The 17531-nt window shown below is 69.4% G+C and carries 11 protein-coding genes and 1 pseudogene; 6 read left to right on the top strand and 6 right to left on the bottom strand.

What is annotated here, in order from left to right:
- Positions 1-164 precede the first annotated feature (164 nt).
- The 6 genes from ACYU96_RS08490 to ACYU96_RS08465 all read right to left on the bottom strand — a co-directional run bounded on the left by ACYU96_RS08490 (position 165) and on the right by ACYU96_RS08465 (position 12609).
- The gene (locus tag ACYU96_RS08490) at positions 165-1793 is read right to left on the bottom strand and encodes a UvrD-helicase domain-containing protein (RefSeq protein ID WP_460751589.1); all 1629 of its coding nucleotides are present in this window, start codon (positions 1791-1793) and stop codon (positions 165-167) included.
- Positions 1790-3349 (bottom strand): OLD family protein, encoded by a 1560-nt coding sequence (locus ACYU96_RS08485; RefSeq protein WP_460751587.1) that lies wholly within the window; start codon positions 3347-3349, stop codon positions 1790-1792. The genes ACYU96_RS08490 and ACYU96_RS08485 overlap by 4 nt, the downstream gene beginning before the upstream one ends.
- Positions 3350-3681: 332 nt before the next feature.
- A complete protein-coding gene (locus tag ACYU96_RS08480) occupies positions 3682-5784 on the bottom strand; it encodes a DEAD/DEAH box helicase (protein ID WP_460751584.1) in 2103 nt (700 codons plus the stop codon).
- Positions 5784-7112, bottom strand: a complete 1329-nt coding sequence (brxD, locus tag ACYU96_RS08475) for a BREX system ATP-binding protein BrxD (RefSeq protein ID WP_460751581.1) — start codon at positions 7110-7112, stop codon at positions 5784-5786. Before brxD ends, ACYU96_RS08480 begins: the two co-directional genes overlap by 1 nt.
- 8 nt (positions 7113-7120) lie before the next feature.
- The gene (pglZ, locus tag ACYU96_RS08470; protein ID WP_460751578.1) at positions 7121-9817 is read right to left on the bottom strand and encodes a BREX-2 system phosphatase PglZ; all 2697 of its coding nucleotides are present in this window, start codon (positions 9815-9817) and stop codon (positions 7121-7123) included.
- Positions 9814-12609 (bottom strand): hypothetical protein, encoded by a 2796-nt coding sequence (locus ACYU96_RS08465; RefSeq protein ID WP_460751575.1) that lies wholly within the window; start codon positions 12607-12609, stop codon positions 9814-9816. The genes pglZ and ACYU96_RS08465 overlap by 4 nt, the downstream gene beginning before the upstream one ends.
- 27 nt (positions 12610-12636) lie before the next feature.
- Between ACYU96_RS08465 and ACYU96_RS08460 the strand changes: the two genes are divergently transcribed.
- From ACYU96_RS08460 to ACYU96_RS08435, 6 genes and pseudogenes are all read left to right on the top strand, one after another.
- Positions 12637-13224, top strand: a complete 588-nt coding sequence (locus ACYU96_RS08460; RefSeq protein WP_460751572.1) for a M23 family metallopeptidase — start codon at positions 12637-12639, stop codon at positions 13222-13224.
- Positions 13221-13487 carry a DUF6112 family protein gene (locus tag ACYU96_RS08455; protein ID WP_460751569.1) on the top strand — a complete coding sequence of 89 codons (267 nt, stop codon included), beginning with the start codon at positions 13221-13223 and terminating at the stop codon, positions 13485-13487. Before ACYU96_RS08460 ends, ACYU96_RS08455 begins: the two co-directional genes overlap by 4 nt.
- A 15-nt stretch (positions 13488-13502) precedes the next feature.
- Positions 13503-13772, top strand: coding sequence for a DUF6112 family protein (locus ACYU96_RS08450; protein ID WP_460751566.1), 270 nt, complete (start codon positions 13503-13505; stop codon positions 13770-13772).
- Positions 13773-13774: 2 nt separating this feature from the next.
- Complete coding sequence (locus ACYU96_RS08445; protein ID WP_460751563.1) at positions 13775-15190, top strand: conjugal transfer protein TrbL; 1416 nt, start codon at positions 13775-13777, stop codon at positions 15188-15190.
- On the top strand, positions 15187-16626 hold the full coding sequence (locus ACYU96_RS08440) for an SCO6880 family protein (RefSeq protein ID WP_460751560.1): 1440 nt from the start codon (positions 15187-15189) through the stop codon (positions 16624-16626). The genes ACYU96_RS08445 and ACYU96_RS08440 overlap by 4 nt, the downstream gene beginning before the upstream one ends.
- Positions 16623-17531 (top strand): annotated as a pseudogene (locus tag ACYU96_RS08435) (hypothetical protein); the annotation flags it as partial. The gene ACYU96_RS08440 and the pseudogene ACYU96_RS08435, both read left to right, overlap by 4 nt.

The raw sequence follows: 17531 nt of genomic DNA, 5'->3' as shown, positions 1-17531 counted from the left end.
GGGGAATGGGGCATCAGTGAGGTTTCTCGGGGCGTCGTGCCTGGTCGTAGCCGACGGGAGCGACGGGCCTCCGGGTGGGTGTCCGTCGTGCAGGAGGTGACCGCCTCGCACCTCGATGATCCGGGCGGGGGCGGTTGTGGCCTAACCGCTCTGCGCTTGACGCCTCATTCTGCGAGGCGCGCGAGCGGTGCGACGGCGCCGGGAAGACCGGTCTGATTGCCGATCAGGAGGACGATGATGCGCCGTCGTGCCCGCGAGAACACCACGTACAGCAGACGGCTCGTGCTCGGATAGGGCTCTACCTCGTTGCCCATGAAGTCGCTGTCGCGAAGGACGACCACCGTTGCGTCCGCTTCACGTCCCTTGGTCTGGTACAGATTCATGAGTTCGACGGGATTCGACTCGCCAGCCAGATCGGTCAGCGCCGACGCCGTGGCCTCTCTCGCACTCGCGGCAATCATGGCAACCTGCGTTCGGCCGTCCACTGCTCGGGTGGCTCGTCGCACGAACTTCGCGCGCATGATACCGAGGAGCTGAGCGGCGTGCTCCCACGCACTGGACTTCGCAGGCAGCCCGAGCACGGCGTGGGCTGCTGCCGCGATCTTCAGGGCACCATCGGCCTCCTGCGCCCTGTCGAGTGCGCGCCTGACGTCGAGCAGCCTTGTTTGCAGGGTTGCGGCACCAGTTCCCGACATGATTTCTCTCGCGAACTGCGGGACGGCCGATCCGCGCACTGAACTGGTCACAAAGACGGCAAGTTCCTTCAGGACATCTCCCCACTCAACTGCGTCGAACGCGAACTTCAGCATCGCGACCTGGGCGTCGAGCGCAGCCGCGAGTGCATCACTCAAGCCGGTGATCTCGTGGTCGATACCAGCCCGGTCCAGCCCGTCGGACAGTGCCGAGAGCATGTCGTTGTGGTGTGTGAAGACAGCGACGCCCAACCCATCAGCCCGCAAAGACTGTACGGTCGCCGACACAGTCTCAACCTCACCTGCGAGCGGGATCCCGACTCGCACCTCAAAGCGTCTCTGCTCAATGGCCCCGATGATCGCGTCGGAGGCGAAGTCTCTCCTTTGGATTGCGCGGGCAACGCCAGGTATCACACCGGACGGGTCGCGGTGTGAGACGTCCGGCAGAACTACCGTGTTCGCGGCACCGGCCGTGGCAGCCGCCTCCGCGATGCGCTCGACACGCACCCCGTCACCCGCGCGGAAGGTGTAGATGCACTGGTCGGCGTCGCCGAGAAGGATCCTGCGAGCTGCAACTCCAACTTCATGGAGCAGCTCTTGCTGGGAGTCATCGGTGTCTTGGAACTCATCGACGATGATGAGCCCCCACCGGGCACGAACTGTCGAGGCGACAGCGGGAGACGACCGGAGGACCTTGAGCGCAAGTGGGATCAGGTCACCGTAGGAAAGAACACCCATCTCGCCGGTGAGGACCCGTTTCCGAGCCGGACTGACCAGGATCGGGTCCGGTGCGCCGACCAGTCCGCCAAAGCGCTTCAGAATTGAGAAGGCGAGCGCGTGAAAGGTCAGGACTTCGACCCGCGGGGCTGTGCCGGCGAGCACGCTACGGCCGCCATCGGCGATCCTGGAGACCGATGCGCGTGAGAACGAGAGGAAGAGTACGCGCTCCCCAGTTTCCCCTGCCGAACGCTCGACGTGCGCTCGAGCGGCTGCGAGTGCAGTTGCGGTCTTCCCGGCCCCAGCGCCACCGAGCACCACGACCAGCGGCGCCGTTGAGTCGATGACGTGGCGTTGCTCGGTTCCTCTCGGCTCGAACGTCATGGAGCGTCGGCGATGTCCACTCGACCAGCGCTCTCACTGCAGATCGCTTCGATCACGGCCCGAGCGATAGGTGGTTGCTCCTCCAGCGCGTAGACCCAGGGCACGTGGAGTCCCTGCTTCTTCAGAACCTTGGTCGAGATCAGGTGCTCCGCCAATTCGTCATCACCGACGTTCGCCGGAATGTCGGGGAACCCGAGATCGCACAGCGATTCGACCGATTTCCGCAACGACGCTCCCGAAACGCCCCGGATCAGCGCTGCTTCGACTGCAGTGCGAGTCGGGAGAACGACGACCTGCTCGCACACGGCAAGCAGATCGTTGATCAGTTGCTCGGACTCGCCGGGCTTGTCACTGTCCACAACCGCGCGGACATGGAAGCCCAGCTCCCGTGCGAGCTGCGCAAAGTCGTTGAGCCGTGTGATGCCGCCGTCTCCACCTTTCGCGGCCACGAGCCGCGTGGCGTGGCCAGGCAAACTGTGCTCGGGTTGGCCCGACTTCTTGGCGATCCGCGCCGCAAGTGCTCCATAGCCGTCGGCGTCGAACGGCCCTTCAAGGAGAACAACCGTTTCACTGGTGAGCGCCGCGAGAAGCTGATCGAGGATCAGGCGTCGATTGACCCGCCCCTTCTTGTCAGTAGCCGAGAGCCTATGGTGCATGCGGCACCCGTGACTCCGCGTAAGCCGTACAACTTCTTCGGGATCGAAGGCCATGACGACTTCGCTGCGGCGCGTGGTCACCAACACCTGGGAGGCCGCGGCGTGCAGCAGATAGGCCATGTGCTCACATGCCGCAGAATCGATGCCCTCCCCAAAGTCGTCGGCGACGATGACAAGTTGACCAGTTCGGCGGCGAGCTGCCGCAATTGCCTCCGCGAAGGCAAATACCGCACGAGCTGTCGATCCGTGGGAGTCGATCGGCAACGGACCTGTTCCGCCCAGGTCGAACGCTGGCTGCAGCGCGCGCAGTAGACCAGCAAGCGAGCCGTCGTCGGGCGTGAACTCTATGGCCGAGGCCGCCGTAACACCGGTGAGCGTCGAGGCGCCCGCGTCGAGGACCTCGTTCAGAGCTGCGACGACTACAGGGGCCGAGGAGAAGGCGCTCGTCGCGCCATGCACATCCGCATCGAGCTCCCGGAGCGCATCGCCAAGCGCCGTGGGATCAACGCTCTCCGCGAGCGCCCGGAAAGTCCCCTCGGCGCGCACCTGCAGAGGCGTACCCGTGTCGATGAACATGACCGGCAGTGCCTCGCGCTCGGCTCGTGCGATCTTCCGAAAGACCCCGACGTCGGGGTCGCTTCGCTTTGGGGAGTCGACCCAGTGGTCGCCGGTGTCGGCGGCGTCGTCGTACCTCGCGCGATAGCACAGCCGCATTCCGAGGACCGCCGCGCTCGCACCGCCGGGACCCGCGGGATCCAGAGTCGAGGGATCGAGAGCCTCAAGGTAGTCACTAAGAAGCTGCTCGAGCTCGTCGCCCAGATCGAGCAGCGTCACCTCAACCTCTGTCAGAGCGTCCGGATCGCTGGGCGTGGCCGATCGGAAGATGTCGACCGGGCTCACTCGCCCGCGTGTACTTCTGGGATCAAGCACCCGTCGCAGCGCCCGGGCGAGGTCACTTCGACCCGCCCTCGGCTCCCCTGCGAAGATTGTGTGCCCGCGAATCAAGAAGTCTCCCGACTCGAACCCGCGGAAGCGGGTCAGACGCAGCCGCGCAACTCTCACTCAGGCACAGTCCTCTCAACTCGATCCTGCCTCGCATCGTAGAGCACGCTCTGGCCGCTCACCCGCTGCTCGGCGGGTGAACTCGGTGATGTCCTCCGTCCGCACCGATCGGAAGGCGTCCCCGACCAGGCCGACGCCACTACAGGATGTTGGGGGGGCCGATCGCGTCGTCACTCGCTGAGCGCTGACGGTCTTGCGCGAGGATCCAGCTGATGGTCAAGTTCGCGCGCCACGGCATGTGCCCCATCGCGGTCGGCAAACCGCTCAGCGAGCGTCTCTACCGCGGCCGAGTCGGGGAGGGCGGCCGAGAACTTCAGGCTCGCGACCATCTCGGCGGGAACTCGCGGGACGACCTCGTCGAACGCGGCGCCCGCAAGCTGGTCCAACGATTCCGCCCCGCGGAGGACCATGACGTCGTTGAACGACCGTCCCTCCATTCCGCCGAGCCCGGCACGAAGTGTCTCGTTCGCCTTGAGGCCCGCCCAAGTCCAGAGGTGGACGTCATGTCCTGCGCGCGCGACGACAGGCCCGTCCGGCGACACCTCCTGCGCACGCACCTCGCGAACCAGGCCCAACCGCTCGACAGCCCTCCGGGACAACGGGACATCAGGAGTCTCACCGAGAAGCACGTCCCGCTGAGCACGCATCATCTCGAACGACAGCGCGATGGCATCGCTGTGCCAGCGCACGTCGCCCTTGTAGGCGACGGGGCTGACGAGGACCTCGAACCGCTCCCAGCTCACGCTCTCGACGCGCCAGGCACGTCCGTTCAGGAGGATCGGCTTCGAGTCGAGTTTCGCGACGTCGTCCCGGGGCAGGGCAAGCGGCGAGATGAATCCGATCTCCTTGGTGCCGGCGACGACACGCAGCTCCTTCTCCGCGTCGAACGAGCTCAGCAGGTCCATGAAGTGTCGGCGCCCGAAGGCCTTCTCTGCGACCGGCCCGAGCATCAGCAATCCACCGTCCTCGACGAGAAAACCTTCGTCGCGCAGGTAGGCCAGCGTCTCCTCGCCGTCCTCCATCAGCGCGAGCGAGCCCCACCATTCCTTCCACGTGTTCGCGCCGAAGGAGCCCTCCTGCAGCGCGAGCGCCAGCAGCTGCTGTGCGGTGAGGTGTCTCGGGTGCGGTGGCGGTACGACGGGCTCGACGTAGCCGCGCCGCCAGAGCAGCAGCAACCCGGCCGCCTCCAAGAACGCATCCGAGCTGGTCGTGAGGAACAACGTGTTCCGCCTGGTCCCGGGTCGCCGCCCGGTCCGGCCCAGCCTCTGGAGAAAGGACGCGACGGTTCTGGGCGCGTCGATCTGGATGACCCGGTCCAGGTCGCCGATGTCGATGCCGAGCTCGAGCGTGGACGTCGCGACGATGACGGTGTTCTGTGCCTCGGCGAAAGCCTGCTCGGACCGACGCCGCTCCTCGGCAGACAGCGACGAGTGGGAGACGAAGGTCTGGACGCCGAGCTCCCGAAGCTCGAAGGCGAGCTGTTCGCTGACGCGGCGCGACTCGCAGAAGACGAGCCGCTTCTCACCGCGGTGAAGGGAGGCGATGACCTTGGCCGCGTTGGGCACCGAGCCAACGTAGTCGAGCAGCACCTCGGGATCGGACGGCGGGGTCGCCCCGGACACCACCCGCAGGTCGCGCGACCCACCGGATGCCTCCCCGCCCTGCAGCCAGCGCCCGATCTGCTCTGGATTGCCCACAGTCGCGGACAGCCCCACGCGCTGGACGGGCAGCCCTGCGAGCCGTTCGAGCCTGGCGAGCACCCCCAGCAGGTGCCAGCCTCGGTCGGACGCTGCGAAGGAGTGCAGCTCGTCGACGACGATCGCGTGGAGTCCTGCGAAGAGCCCGTCGTGCTCGACCCGGCGGGAGACGAGCATCGCCTCGAGCGACTCAGGGGTGGTCAGAAGGATGTCCGGCGGTTCGGCGAGAATCCGCTTGCGTTCGGTGTCGCCGACATCCCCGTGCCACAGGCCCACCCGACGGCCAAGCCAGCCACCGTATGTCGTCAGGCGCGGATAGAGGTTGTTGAGCAGTGCGCGCAGTGGCGTCACGTACAGAACCGACAGCCCGCTCCACTGGCCCTGCACCATCGAGGTCAGGAGCGGGAAAACTGCGGCCTCGGTCTTGCCGCCGGCGGTCGGGGCGATCAGGACGCAGTCCGCCCCGGACCGCACCGGCTCGACTGCCGCGGTCTGCAGCGGCCGGAGCGAGGGCCAGCCGAGCGAGTTCACCACGTGGTACTCGATGGCCTCGTCCAGCTCGGCATCCGCAGGCATCAAAAGCCCAGGTCCACGTCATCGACTGACGATGCCGTCCGCAGGTCGCCGCGTGCGTGCGCCTCCCGTTCGACGTCGGTCAGCTCCGCCGCGCTGACCGTCAGCCGGTAGTCGCGGCGAGGATCGAAGTCGGGGAACTGGTCGACCCGGTCCAGGACGTCCGCGACCAGCTTCTTCAGGAACACGCGTGGCGCCACGCCGGTCCGGCCGCCGAGCTCACCGGCGACCGCCGCGGCCAGGGTAGCAACGTAGGCGTCGTCGACCACGGCGTGGACATGCCCGGTGTCCTCGGCGCCCGCCGCGTAGATGTCCCGGACCCGTGACCCGAGCTCGACCAGCGTGTCCGGTGTGAAGCCGCGCAGACGGATCTGAGCGGCGCGCGGGTTGTCGAACCGGTCGTCAGTGCCGAAGTCGGTCTGGAGCCGCTGTGCGAGCGGGGCGAGCCGCTGCACTCCTTGCTGGCCGTCGTAGAAGGCAGGCGTGCCTGTCATGAGCACGTACAGTCCTGGGAACCGGCCGGCGTCGACCTCGTCCATGAGCTGCCGCAGGGCGTTGAGCGACTTCTCGCGCACGTCGGACCGCATCCGCTGGAGCGTCTCGACCTCGTCCAGCACGAGGACCAGGCCGGCGTAGTCGGAGTCTCGTAGCACTGTGAGCAGGCCCTGGAGGAAGCCGAGCGCCCCGAAGTGGTCCAGCTCGCCCCGCACCCCTGCCGAGCGCCGAGCGGACGCCGAGACGTGCGGCTGGCCCCCGAGCCACGCCAGCAGCGCATCCGCTTCAGCCTCCTGTCCGGTGGCACGGGCCTGTCGATAGGCCCGCAGCGCCATCGCGAACGCAGGAGCCTCCTTCGAGACGGCCGCGAGCCGCTTCTCCAGGAGCTCGTCCGTGTGGGCTTCGACCGAGTCAGCGTCCAGCGGCCCGCCCCCTTGCACGTCCTGCCCGAGCACGTAGAGCCACCCGTCCACCACGTCCCCGAGCGCGCCCGAGGACACGCCGGGCGTCGAGAGGCTCTCCACGACGCGCCGATAGACCTTCTCCAATCGATACAGCGGTGTCTCGGTCTCGGAGATCTGAATCTCGGCGGTGGCGAAGTTCTTCTTCTTCGCACGCTCGGTGAACCAGCGCGAGAAGAAGGTCTTGCCGGACCCATACTCGCCGCGGAGTGCCTTGAACTGTGCCGATCCCTGCCGCACGACGTCGAGCTCGTCATCGACGGCCTTCTCGAACCTCCCGAGCCCGACGGCCAGCACGTCCAGCCCCTGTCGAGGCACCGTGCCCCGACGAAGTGCGTCGATGATGTCGCGTCGTCGTCTCGGGCTGATCGTCACGTCTACCATCATGCGACGCCGAACTGCTCCTTGAGCAGGTCAAGGTCCAGCCGGAGGGTCGCACCGTCGGTATCGACCGAGAGGATGTCGTAGCCCTCGACGTTCAGCACCCGCTTGACGACGGCAAGGCCCTGCCCGATCGCCGTGGACGACATCCCGGCCGCCGAGGCCACGGTGTCCTGGTGCGCTCGCCCGTCGCGTTCCACCAGGGTCCGCAGCACGGACTCGATCGGGGCCGTCGCGCCAGCGCGTCCGCCCAGACGCAGCTGGTCGGCGTACACACTCGACGCCAGGACGCGTGCCACCAGGTCGTCGGCCTTCGCGACCGGAGCTGCGTCGATCTCGAACAGCGCAGGTCCGACGGCGACGTCGGCCGTCGGCTTGCGCCGCGACTTCCTCACGGGCACCGCCGGAACCTGCGCTGCGGCGGGCCTGACGGCGGGGTCGTTCCACCAGGTCGGCGCCTGCGGAGGCGCCGCCTCCCACCCGGCCGGCGCGGTCTGCGCGAGCGACCGCTGGTAGACGAGCACAGGCACGGTGATCTCGGCCAGCGACGCGCCCCCGTGATAGCCGGCCTTCGCGGGGCCGTAGCGACGATCCTCACTCCACAGCAAGACCACCTGACCGGACTCGGCAGCGACTCGAGCCCCGGACACCAGCACCTCGCCGTCGCCCGCCTCACCCGACGACGCCGGCCGCCACCGCGCGTCCCCACCAGGAACTGCGGCGCGCATCTCGGTCGAGCGTTCTACGACGTGGCCGTGGTCCGACGTCACCACCACCGCCCGCCCGGCGATCGATGCCGCGTTCAGCAGGGCGCGCAGCGGTTCGAGGTCCGCCATGGACCACGGGCGAGACGAGGTGTCGTTCTTGTGCGTCGCGTCGTCGATCGCGTTGATGACGACCCCGACCACGGGCACGGACGGGTCCTTGATCGCCGAGGCGACATCGTCGGCCAGCTGATTGCCGCCCCGGGCCCGCAGCTCACCCTTGTGGAAGAGGCGCGCACCGGGGAAGGCCGCAGCCAGGCCCGTCTTCTCGGTCGAGGAGTCGCCCACCCGGATCTCGCCGCAGAACAGGCTCGTGCGAGATACCCCGGTCACTGTGGGCAACGCCGCGGCGACGGCGAGCCGACGTCTCGTGGCCGAGGGCACCCACTCGACGAGTCCCGACCGGCCCACCTCTCCTGCCAGGTCGACGGCGACCGACGCGCTCATCCCGTCCAGGACCACGAGCAGCACCCCGCCCTGGGCCCGCCACGGGTCGACGACGGTACGAAGCACGTTCTCGATCCCCAGCGCCGGCCCGTCGAGCAGGTCGGCCAACGTCCGCATCACCGCGGACTCGCCCAGGCGGGTGGCGGCCGCCTGGTCCCGGGACCCACGCCGGAGGCGTACCTTCTCGATGAGCCGTCCGTACGCGGCGCCCACCTCGGGATCCGACGAACCTCTCCACAGCACGCCGAGCGCCGCATCGACCCATGCACCGTCGTCGATCTGTCGTTGGAGATCCGCTCCCAGGCTGACGGGCGCGCTCTCCGGCGTGGCGAGCCACCGGGACAGGCGCACGGCCATGCGCGGCGCGAGGTCCTGCCCGCTCAGACCCGCCTCACGGTGATCGAGGACTGCGACCAGCGCGTCCTCCACGTCGCCGCTTCCTCCCGCGACGACGCCGTCCAAGGCTGTGGCGAGCGACCGTAGCCTGGCCACGAACCCTGGTCGCAGGATCGCCGACCGCTGCGCGCCAGCGGGCCAGCCCAGGTTGTCGCGCAGCAGCGCCTCGGCCTGGTCGAGAACCACGCCCAGCCGCCCCTCGGGGTCGTTCTCCCGAGACAGGCGCAGCACGGCGGACACGGCAGCGTTCGCAATCTCTCGTGCCTGCACCGGTGTCAGGGTCCGGCCGCCCACGTACCGCTCGGTGAGCCGAGTACGTGCCGCGACCTGTTCCTCGGTTAAGTCCGCGACCGACCCCGGCTGCGGCCACAGCACGTCGATCGCCAGCCCGAGTGCGAGCGGCTTGACCAGGCCGCCGGGCCGCGCCGTGGTGCGCAGCGCGAATCCGGCCGACGTCCCGTACTGGTCATCGGCCCACTCGATCAGGTGCTTCTGCAGCTGGGGGTCCACACCGGCCCACGGGGACCTCGAGCCGTTGCTCAGCACGGTCAGCAGCACCACACCATCGAGATCGGTGCTGTCCAGTCCCAGCAGGTGCGCCAGCAGGCCGCCCACGGCGTGCTCGGCAGTCACCGCCACGTCCGTCGTCGGCGTCCACCCGCCCGCCGGCTCGTGGTCGAGCAGCGCTGTGGCGGCCCACTCCAGGCGTCGCAGGTCCCGGCTGACCTCCCGGGCACCACCGAAAAGCGCCGGGACACTCCCCCACTCATCCGGTTCCTCGATGCGCTGGCCATAGGCACGCGCGAGCACCGTGTCGGTGAGGTCGGCCCTCGGCCGGTCGGTCAGCACCACCAGGTACTCGTCGGGCGCCTGGCCCGCGTAGGCGTCCAGGATTGCCAGCTGCGAGATGCCCTCGACGACTCGTACCCGGTGGCCGTCGACGACCAGGTCACCGCCGTGCCAGCGCGGCTGCGCCCGCAGCACCAGGACACGGCAGTCCCCGCCCCTGGCCACCAGCTCGGCGGCGCGGGAACGCACGAGTGCTTCCGAGACCGCGACCGTGCGCGGTGTCTCGGTGGTCGGGCTGGTCACTCCCACCTCCAGCTCACCCGGAGCGACTTGCCCTCGACCGGGTTCGCGAGCTCGTCAGTGATCCGCTGCCCGATCGCCTGGACCTCCGCCACCTTCGACACGAGCTGGCTCTTCTCGGCCAGCCTCGCACGCTTGCGCTCGTCCTGCTCCAGCCGGATCTGGTCGAGCTCTTCGAGCCGGCGAGCGATCTCCGCCTCCCGCGCCTCCTGCTCGCGCTTCTGCGCGTCGAGCCGCTCGCGCTCGCGCCGCAGCTCCTCCTCACGGGCCGCTCGTTCCGCGGCAGCACGGCGCTCGGCCTCCTCCCGGGCCCGTCGTGCCTCGTCGTCGCGCCGGCGAAGCAGGTCCTCCTCGCGGCGACGCTGCTCCTGGTCGTGACGACGACGCTCGACCTCAGCGGGATCGACGGCAACCACCTCGAGGGCCTCGCTCGACGCCGCGTCCAGGGCCGGCTTGAGCGGCGCGTGCAGCTCCGTCTGGTGCGCTGCCTCGCGCAGCGCGGTCAGCGCACGGACGGCCCGGTCGCCGTCTAGCGTGAGCAGCCGGTCGATGAGGAGCCAGTTCGCGCCGCGCAGCGCGGCGACGACGTCCCCTGCTCCGGCGACGGCTCGACCGACGGCCTGCGACTCAGCCGGCAGGTCGAACTGCGCCAGGGCCTCGATCCGTGCCACGGCGTTGTCGGCCGTCGCGATGACGGAGACCAGGTCCCGGCCTCGCGTCACGGACTGCCAGCGCGGCGAGGTCTCGTCCAGCCCGAGCACCTCACGGTGCGCGGCCAGCTCGGTGGCAGCATCTGACGTCGTGCTCAGCACGGGACGCACCTTGGCCAGCAGGGCGTCGCTCAGGCGACCGACCGCGGCCGTCGACAGGTGGTACTCGTCGGCGCCGACACCGAACAGCGACTTGGCCCGCGTGAGGGCGACCTGCCACTCCTCGTCGGAGGGAAGCACCGGCTCGCGCAGCAGCATCTCGGGCGCCAGCGCACCGATCGTCGGCTCCGGTGTCCGGGCCTCGGCCCGGTACCACTCCCGGTCCTCGATCTTGGCCCAGACCAGCACCAACATATCCATCACGTCGCGGGTCAACCCTCGCTCCGCAAGGACCCCGCGGAGCGCCCCGACGGTCACGTCCCCGGCCGCCGCAGCGCGGGTGAACTCGTCGTAGAGCGCGAAGTCCTGCGCTCCCAGCGCGTACGCAGTCTCGCGCAGCGTCCCCACGCCGTAGGCCGTGACGATACGGCGCACCCTGGCATTCGTCGACCGGTCCAGGTCCGCGAGCCGGCCACCGGCGTCCACGGCCCGCCGGGCCAGGTCGAGCACAGATATCAGCTCGGGCCGGCGCACCTCCTCGGCGCCACGTTCGACCTCGGGGTGCTTCGGGTACCGGACGGTGAGCCCCGCCCCCAGCACCCCGACGACCGCGTCCCGCAGCGTCGCCGCCGACGGCTGCGTCGGCGTGAACCCGTCGGCCAGCGTGATGTAGTTCGTCCCGGCGAGCCGCGTACCGAGGTTCTCGTCGTTCGCCGACGAGTCGACCCCGTACGCCTGCCGCAGCAGCGCCCCCAGCTGGCTGCGCAGCGAGTCCCGCTGGCTCGTCAGCAGCCGGCGCGCCGGCTCGCGGTCGTTGACCGGCAGGTTCACCGAGTACTGATCGAACCGGTCACCCGTGAGCAGGTACTCCAGCTGGACCAGCTTGCCGACGTCGTCCATCCGCTGGGCGGTCAGGAAGTGCGGCACCCAGATGACGGTGTCCGAGACGACGCCGTCCTGCTTGAGGTCGTAGATCCGCGCCGCGTCGTCGGACGGGCCGCGACCCTCCTCGTCGTCGAACGGGTAGTCGACCACGAGCTTCCACCGGCCGTCCGACGCCTTCAGCGCCTCGACCGGCATCGCGGCCCGGTCGCGGACGTTGCCGAAGGCGACGTCGACCGTGCGCTTCTGACCGCGCCACACGTGATCGAGCGTGTACTCGCCCGCGTAGGAGCCAGTGGCGACGGCACCGATCTCCGCCACGAGGGTGTCGCGGATGAGCCTGCGCCGGTTGGGGTGGGAGTCCTCCTGGGTGACGTGGGCGAGGATCGCGTCGAAGTCGACGCCCGTCAGCTGCAGGCTGATCACCGGGTCTGCCGTGGAGCCGACGGTGATCTCCGAGAACTTGCCCTGCCACTCCGTGGCCAGGGTCGCCACCTGCCCGGAGACGTTGCCGCCGAACATCGACACCATGGACCCGAAGTTCAGCGCCGCCAGCTTGGACGCGGTCAGGTCCTTCAACGACGTCGCGCCCGGTGCGATGGCCGCCACCAGCAGCGTCTTGGCCAGGCGGTCCTCACGGCGCATCGCGTGGTTACGGTCCAGCGCACGGGCCTCGGCGTCGGTGACCTTGTGCTTCTCCAGCAGGTAGGGGCGCATCTTGCCGCGGTAGAACGACGCGGCGGCCTCGAAGATCTTCACCATATCGTCCGTGAGCGGCTTCGCGTCGCCGAGGACGACGACGTCGAACAGGTCACCCACCGGGATCACGTCGCCCACTGTGAGCTCGTGCCGCCCCCGGTAGAGCAGCTCGCTCATGATCTTCAGTGCCGTGCGCTCACGCTGCATGATGGCCGACAAGGCGACCATCGCGTCGACCAGGGCGGGCGAGAACGGGTACACCTTCTCGAAGTCCACCGCTCCGGACCCCGCGGAGTCCGTGAGCAGGTGCTTCCAGTCCGTCGGGTTCGCCCGCACCCGCGCCACGGCCGCGGCCAGCGCGTCCTTGCCGTCCGTGGACGACGGCACCAGCAGACGCCTGTTCACGATCTCCGGCAGGTCCGCGGCCGCTAGGTGGATCTTGGAGAATCGGTCCTCCCAGTGGCGGAAAGTGTCGTCGATGGCGACCTGCTCGGCTCCGACATTCCCACCCCCAAGGAACTCCTTGAGCGAACGCCTGGCGACGCAAAGGTCGTGTTTCCGCTCCCGTCCGGTTCCTGGACACGCACCTCGGGCTTTGGCTACCGGTTTCATCCGGTCTACGGCACCAGGCTCCTGCACGCCGGAGCCGACTACGGCGCCCCAGCCAGGACCCCCGTGCTGGCCGCCGCTGACGGCGTCGTCCACGAGGTCTCGTGGAATCCCCGCTCCGGGAACCTGCTCGTCCTGGACCACCAGCTCGACGGCGGACTGGTCTCGACGGCCTATGCACACCTGCTTGACGGGTCCGTCCTCGTGTCCGACGGCGACCCGGTCACGGCCGGCCAACACGTCGCCTCGGTCGGCGCCACCGGCGCCGCGACCGGCCCACATCTTCACTTCGAGACACATCCAGGTGGCTTCTACCACCCGGAAGAACCCGAGGCGTGGCTCCGCGCGCACGCTGCGGGCCAGCTCGAGACGGCCGCTCCTGCGGCCTGCACGACGGGAGACTCCCCGTGAACTCCGTCGGCCCGGACTTCTCCGCCGTCGCGGGCACCCCGCTCAGCGACGTCATCGGCGCCCTGCTCACCTTCGCGCTCCTGACCGCCGTAGCAGTGCTGATCGGCTCGGCGACTGCTTGGGCCGTCGCGGCCTCGACCGGGTCTTGGCAGACCGTCACCAAGGCCCGCACCGGAGTCCTGGTCGCCCTGGCCGGCGCTGCCCTGACCGGGGCGGCACTGACGTGGGGTGGCTGGCTCCTCGACCTCGGATCCCTGCTCTAGAAAGAGGTATCGAACATGATCGACATCGACCCCAACACCGACGGCCTGCCCGGCATCGCTGCCCTGCAGAACATCGTCGGCGCGCTGATGACCATCGGCCTCATCTGCGCCGTGCTCGGCGTCATCATCTCGGCGATCGTCTGGGCACTCGGCTCGAACTCCTCGAACCCGCAACTGGCCGGACGCGGCAAGACCGGCGTACTCGTCGCACTCGGCGCAGCCATCATCTGCGGCGCCGCGGTCACGGCCGTGAACTTCTTCTGGACCGTCGGGCAGCAGGTGTAGCCATGCTCTGCACCGACCCGATCACCGCCCCCGTCTGCCAGGAGGCAACCGAACAGGTCGCCACCCAGGCGTCGTCGGCTGCGCTACCGCTGGTCGACCAACTCGCCCAAGGCCTCGGTGACGTGGCGTCCTTCCTGGTCCGGGGCCTGTGGCTGCTGATGGACTCCACCACCATGGTGGACCTGCGCACAGGCGAATTCACGCGCGTCTACGACCTCGTGTTCGGCATCGCCGTCGCCGTCATGCTGGCGTTCTTCCTGCTCCAACTGATCACCGGGATGCTCCGCCGCGAACCCGGAGCCCTCGCACGCGCGATCGGCGGGCTGACCAAGAGCGTGCTCGGCTCGTTCGTCGTCGTCACCCTGACCGCGCTGCTCCTGGAGATCACCGACCAGATCTGTTTCGCGCTCGTGCGTGCTTCGGGAACCTCGATGGAGGCGATGGGTGAAGAGCTCGCACTCGTCGGCTCAGTCTCCGTGGTCGGGACGATCGCCATGCCGATGGCCGGGGCGCTGCTCTCGCTGTTCCTCGCCGGGCTCGCCGTGGCAGCGGCTCTGATCGTGTGGTTCTCCCTGCTCATGCGCAAGGCGCTGCTGCTCGTCGCCGTGGCCCTCGCGCCGCTCGCGCTGGCCGGAGCGTCCTGGGACGCGACCCGCGGCTGGGTGTCCCGGTGGGCGCAGTTCGTCGTCGCGCTGATCCTGTCCAAGCTCGTCATGGTCGTGGTGTTCCTGCTCGCCACCACCGTCACCGCCTCGCCCGTATCCGGGGACCTGGCCGGGCTGACCGACAAGCTCGCCGGGGTCGCCCTGCTGCTGGTGGCCGGCTTCGCCCCCTACATCACATACAAGGCCATCGCCTTCATGGGCTTCGACATGTACCACGCCATGTCCATCGAGCAAGAGGCCAAGGCCGCGCTCAACCGGCCGATGCCTGTCTCGGCCGGATCCGCGCTGGGAGGAGGGGTCGCCGGACGGAACGTGCAGAAGGTTCTGGGACCCGACGCCGGTACGGGGTCAAGCACGGGAGGCGGCGCGAGCGGGGGTAGGGCCGGAGCATCGACAGCGACGAAGGCGGCGTCTGCGGGCTCGTCCGCCGGTGGGAAGGCCGCTGCGGGCAAGGCTGCCGCGGCCGGTGGCGCTGGGGCGGCGACCGCGGGCGTCGCGATCCCGGTGATGCTCGGAGCGCAGGCAGCCAAGAGTGCGGCTGCTGCGGGGCCTCGAGCCGGGAGAGCAGCGGGATCTGCGGCTGGACAGCAGGCAGCAGGTGCCTCGACGACTGGCACTGGCACTGGCACTGCAGCCTCCGGTCCTGTCTGGCACGGTGCAAGGCGGAAGACGACTGAGCCGACGGGCCCGCCGAAAGCTCCGCCTGCGCGCGAGGTCCCCAATGTGCTCGGCAAGGACGGTGCCCGGCCATGACCAGCACGACCTCGAATACTCCCCTGGCACCGGTCAAGTTCTCCCGCCTGCCCAAACGTGGGCTTCTGCTCGGGCTGACGGCCGCGCAGCTGGCCGCGCTCGGTGCCGGGCTGCTGCCCCTGCTCCTCGCCCTGTACCTGCGCGGCACCGCGATCATCCTGACGCTCCCGTTCGCAGTGCTCGGTGCGGTAGTGGCGCTCGCCCCGGTCGCGGGCCGCCCCGTCGTCGACTGGCTCCCCGTCGTGGGCGCCTGGGCATGGAGAACCGCGACCGGTCAGCTCGAGTTCCGGACGCGGCTCGACCGGCCTCGGCCTGCCGGGACCCTCGCTCTGCCCGGACGGGCCGCGGCGCTGCGGCTCGTCGTCGACCCTTCCACCGGCGCGGCGCTGGTGCACGACCCGCACGCCGGCACGCTCAGCGTCACCGTGCCCGTCACCTCGACCGGTTTCACCCTCCTCGACGACGCCGACCAGGCCCGACGCGTGACAGCGTGGGGGCGGGTCCTGGCCACCATCTGCCGCTCCGGGCAGGTGGCTGCGCTCACCGTCACCGAACGGACCCTGCCCGGCTCCGGCGCTTCCCTGACCGACTGGTGGCAGGCCCACGGAACCGGAGAGGGCGGACTGCCCGCGAAGGTCTACACCGAGCTCATCGACCGCGCCGGCCCCACAGCCGAACGCCACGAGACCACGGTCACTCTCACGCTCGACCTGCGGGGCGGCGCACGAGCGGCCCGGGCCGCAGGCGGCGGCCTGACCGGGGCCGCCGCCGTGTTGCGGCAGGAGACCCAGACCCTCATGACGGCGCTTCGTGCAGCGGACCTGACACCGTCGGCCCCGCTCGATCCGGCCGGGCTCGCAGTCCGGCTCCGCACGGCGTACGACCCGACGGCCGGCCGGCTCCTCGAGCACAATCCCCAGACCGGGCGAGACACGGCGACAGCGGGGCCCCTGGCCGTGACCGAGTCGTGGGGCGCGGTACATGCTGACGCGTCCTGGCACGCGGTCCTGTGGATCGCACAATGGCCCCAGAGCGCCACCTACCCCGGCTTCCTGGCACCGATCCTCCTGACCAGCGGGATCCAGCGGACCCTGTCGATCCACTACGAACCCGTCCGCCCAGACACAGCAGCACGCGACCTGCGACGCAAGAAGACCGGCCACATCACCGAGGCCGCGCAACGCGCGAAGGTCGGCCAGATCGAGGACGCCACCCAGGCCGCAGAACTCGACGACGTCCTTGCCCAGGAAGCAGACCTCGCCGCCGGACACGGCGTGCTACGCGCCACGGGACTCCTCACGATCACCGCGGGTAGCGCCGAAGACCTCGAGCATGACGTAGCCGCCGTTGAACAAGCGGGCGTCCAGGCAGGATGCGAGACCAGACGATTGTGGGGACAGCAGGCCACGGCACTGGACACCGTCGCAGCACCGTGACGACGCTCGCGCACCTGACCGGCATGAGCGCAGCGATCCCGTCACATCAGAACGATTTCGTCGACCGTCCGGCCGAACGCACCGCGACCGTCGGGACGCTGCGGATCGAGCTCTGGTACCTCGGCCGCGATCCAGAGCCGTGGCCCGACCGCGGCGCCCGGCAGCACTTCTCCTACCGCGTCACCGACACCGCCGTGCGGAGCCCTGGCAGGGATGACGACGAACGCACCCGCGAGGCCGCGCCCGTGGCAGTCGGGTCCGATCTGCATTCCGGAGTTGGAGCACCGGTCGACGTGGACGACATGTTGCGCTCCCTCGTTGCGTTCCTTTCCGCGGCGGGCGAGGCCTACGCGTGGACCATGCGGCACCCCAGCACTCCTTCGGAGAATCTAGGGCTCTTCCCGGCATGGCTCGACGAGGCCGCCTACATGAACCTCAACGAACTCACCGTCCTCGAGATCGGCCTGAACCCGGACCTCGGGCCCGACGACAACGGAGAGCCCGAGGCCGCTTTCCTCGCTGCCACCGAAACACCCGCGGTCCCGGCCCCGTGGCCGCCCGCGACCTGGTACGACATCGTGTTCCTCCAGGACGACGAAGGTCACGAGATCGTCGACCTCATCGACGCCCAAGGCGTCGACGCCGCGTTCGAACGCCTCGCCGCGTGCGACTACGGAGCCGAGACGCGGGACACGGCTCTGTTCCATGGCCACTACTACGACGAGCTTCCCGCCTCGCCCGGCGATCACCGAGTCGAGGACGGCGACTACGTCCTGACCTGGCACGCGGGCCTGGGGCACGCGAACCTGCTGCGCCGCTTCGACCCTGCCGACCAGCCGCCCGCGTTCTGGCCCAACCGCACCGCCCGCCTCGCGCCCGACACCCCTCCCGGGCTCCCAGCAGCC

The sequence above is a fragment of the Myceligenerans cantabricum genome (assembly GCF_054777735.1).
This window is presented reverse-complemented; position numbering and strand designations above follow the sequence as displayed.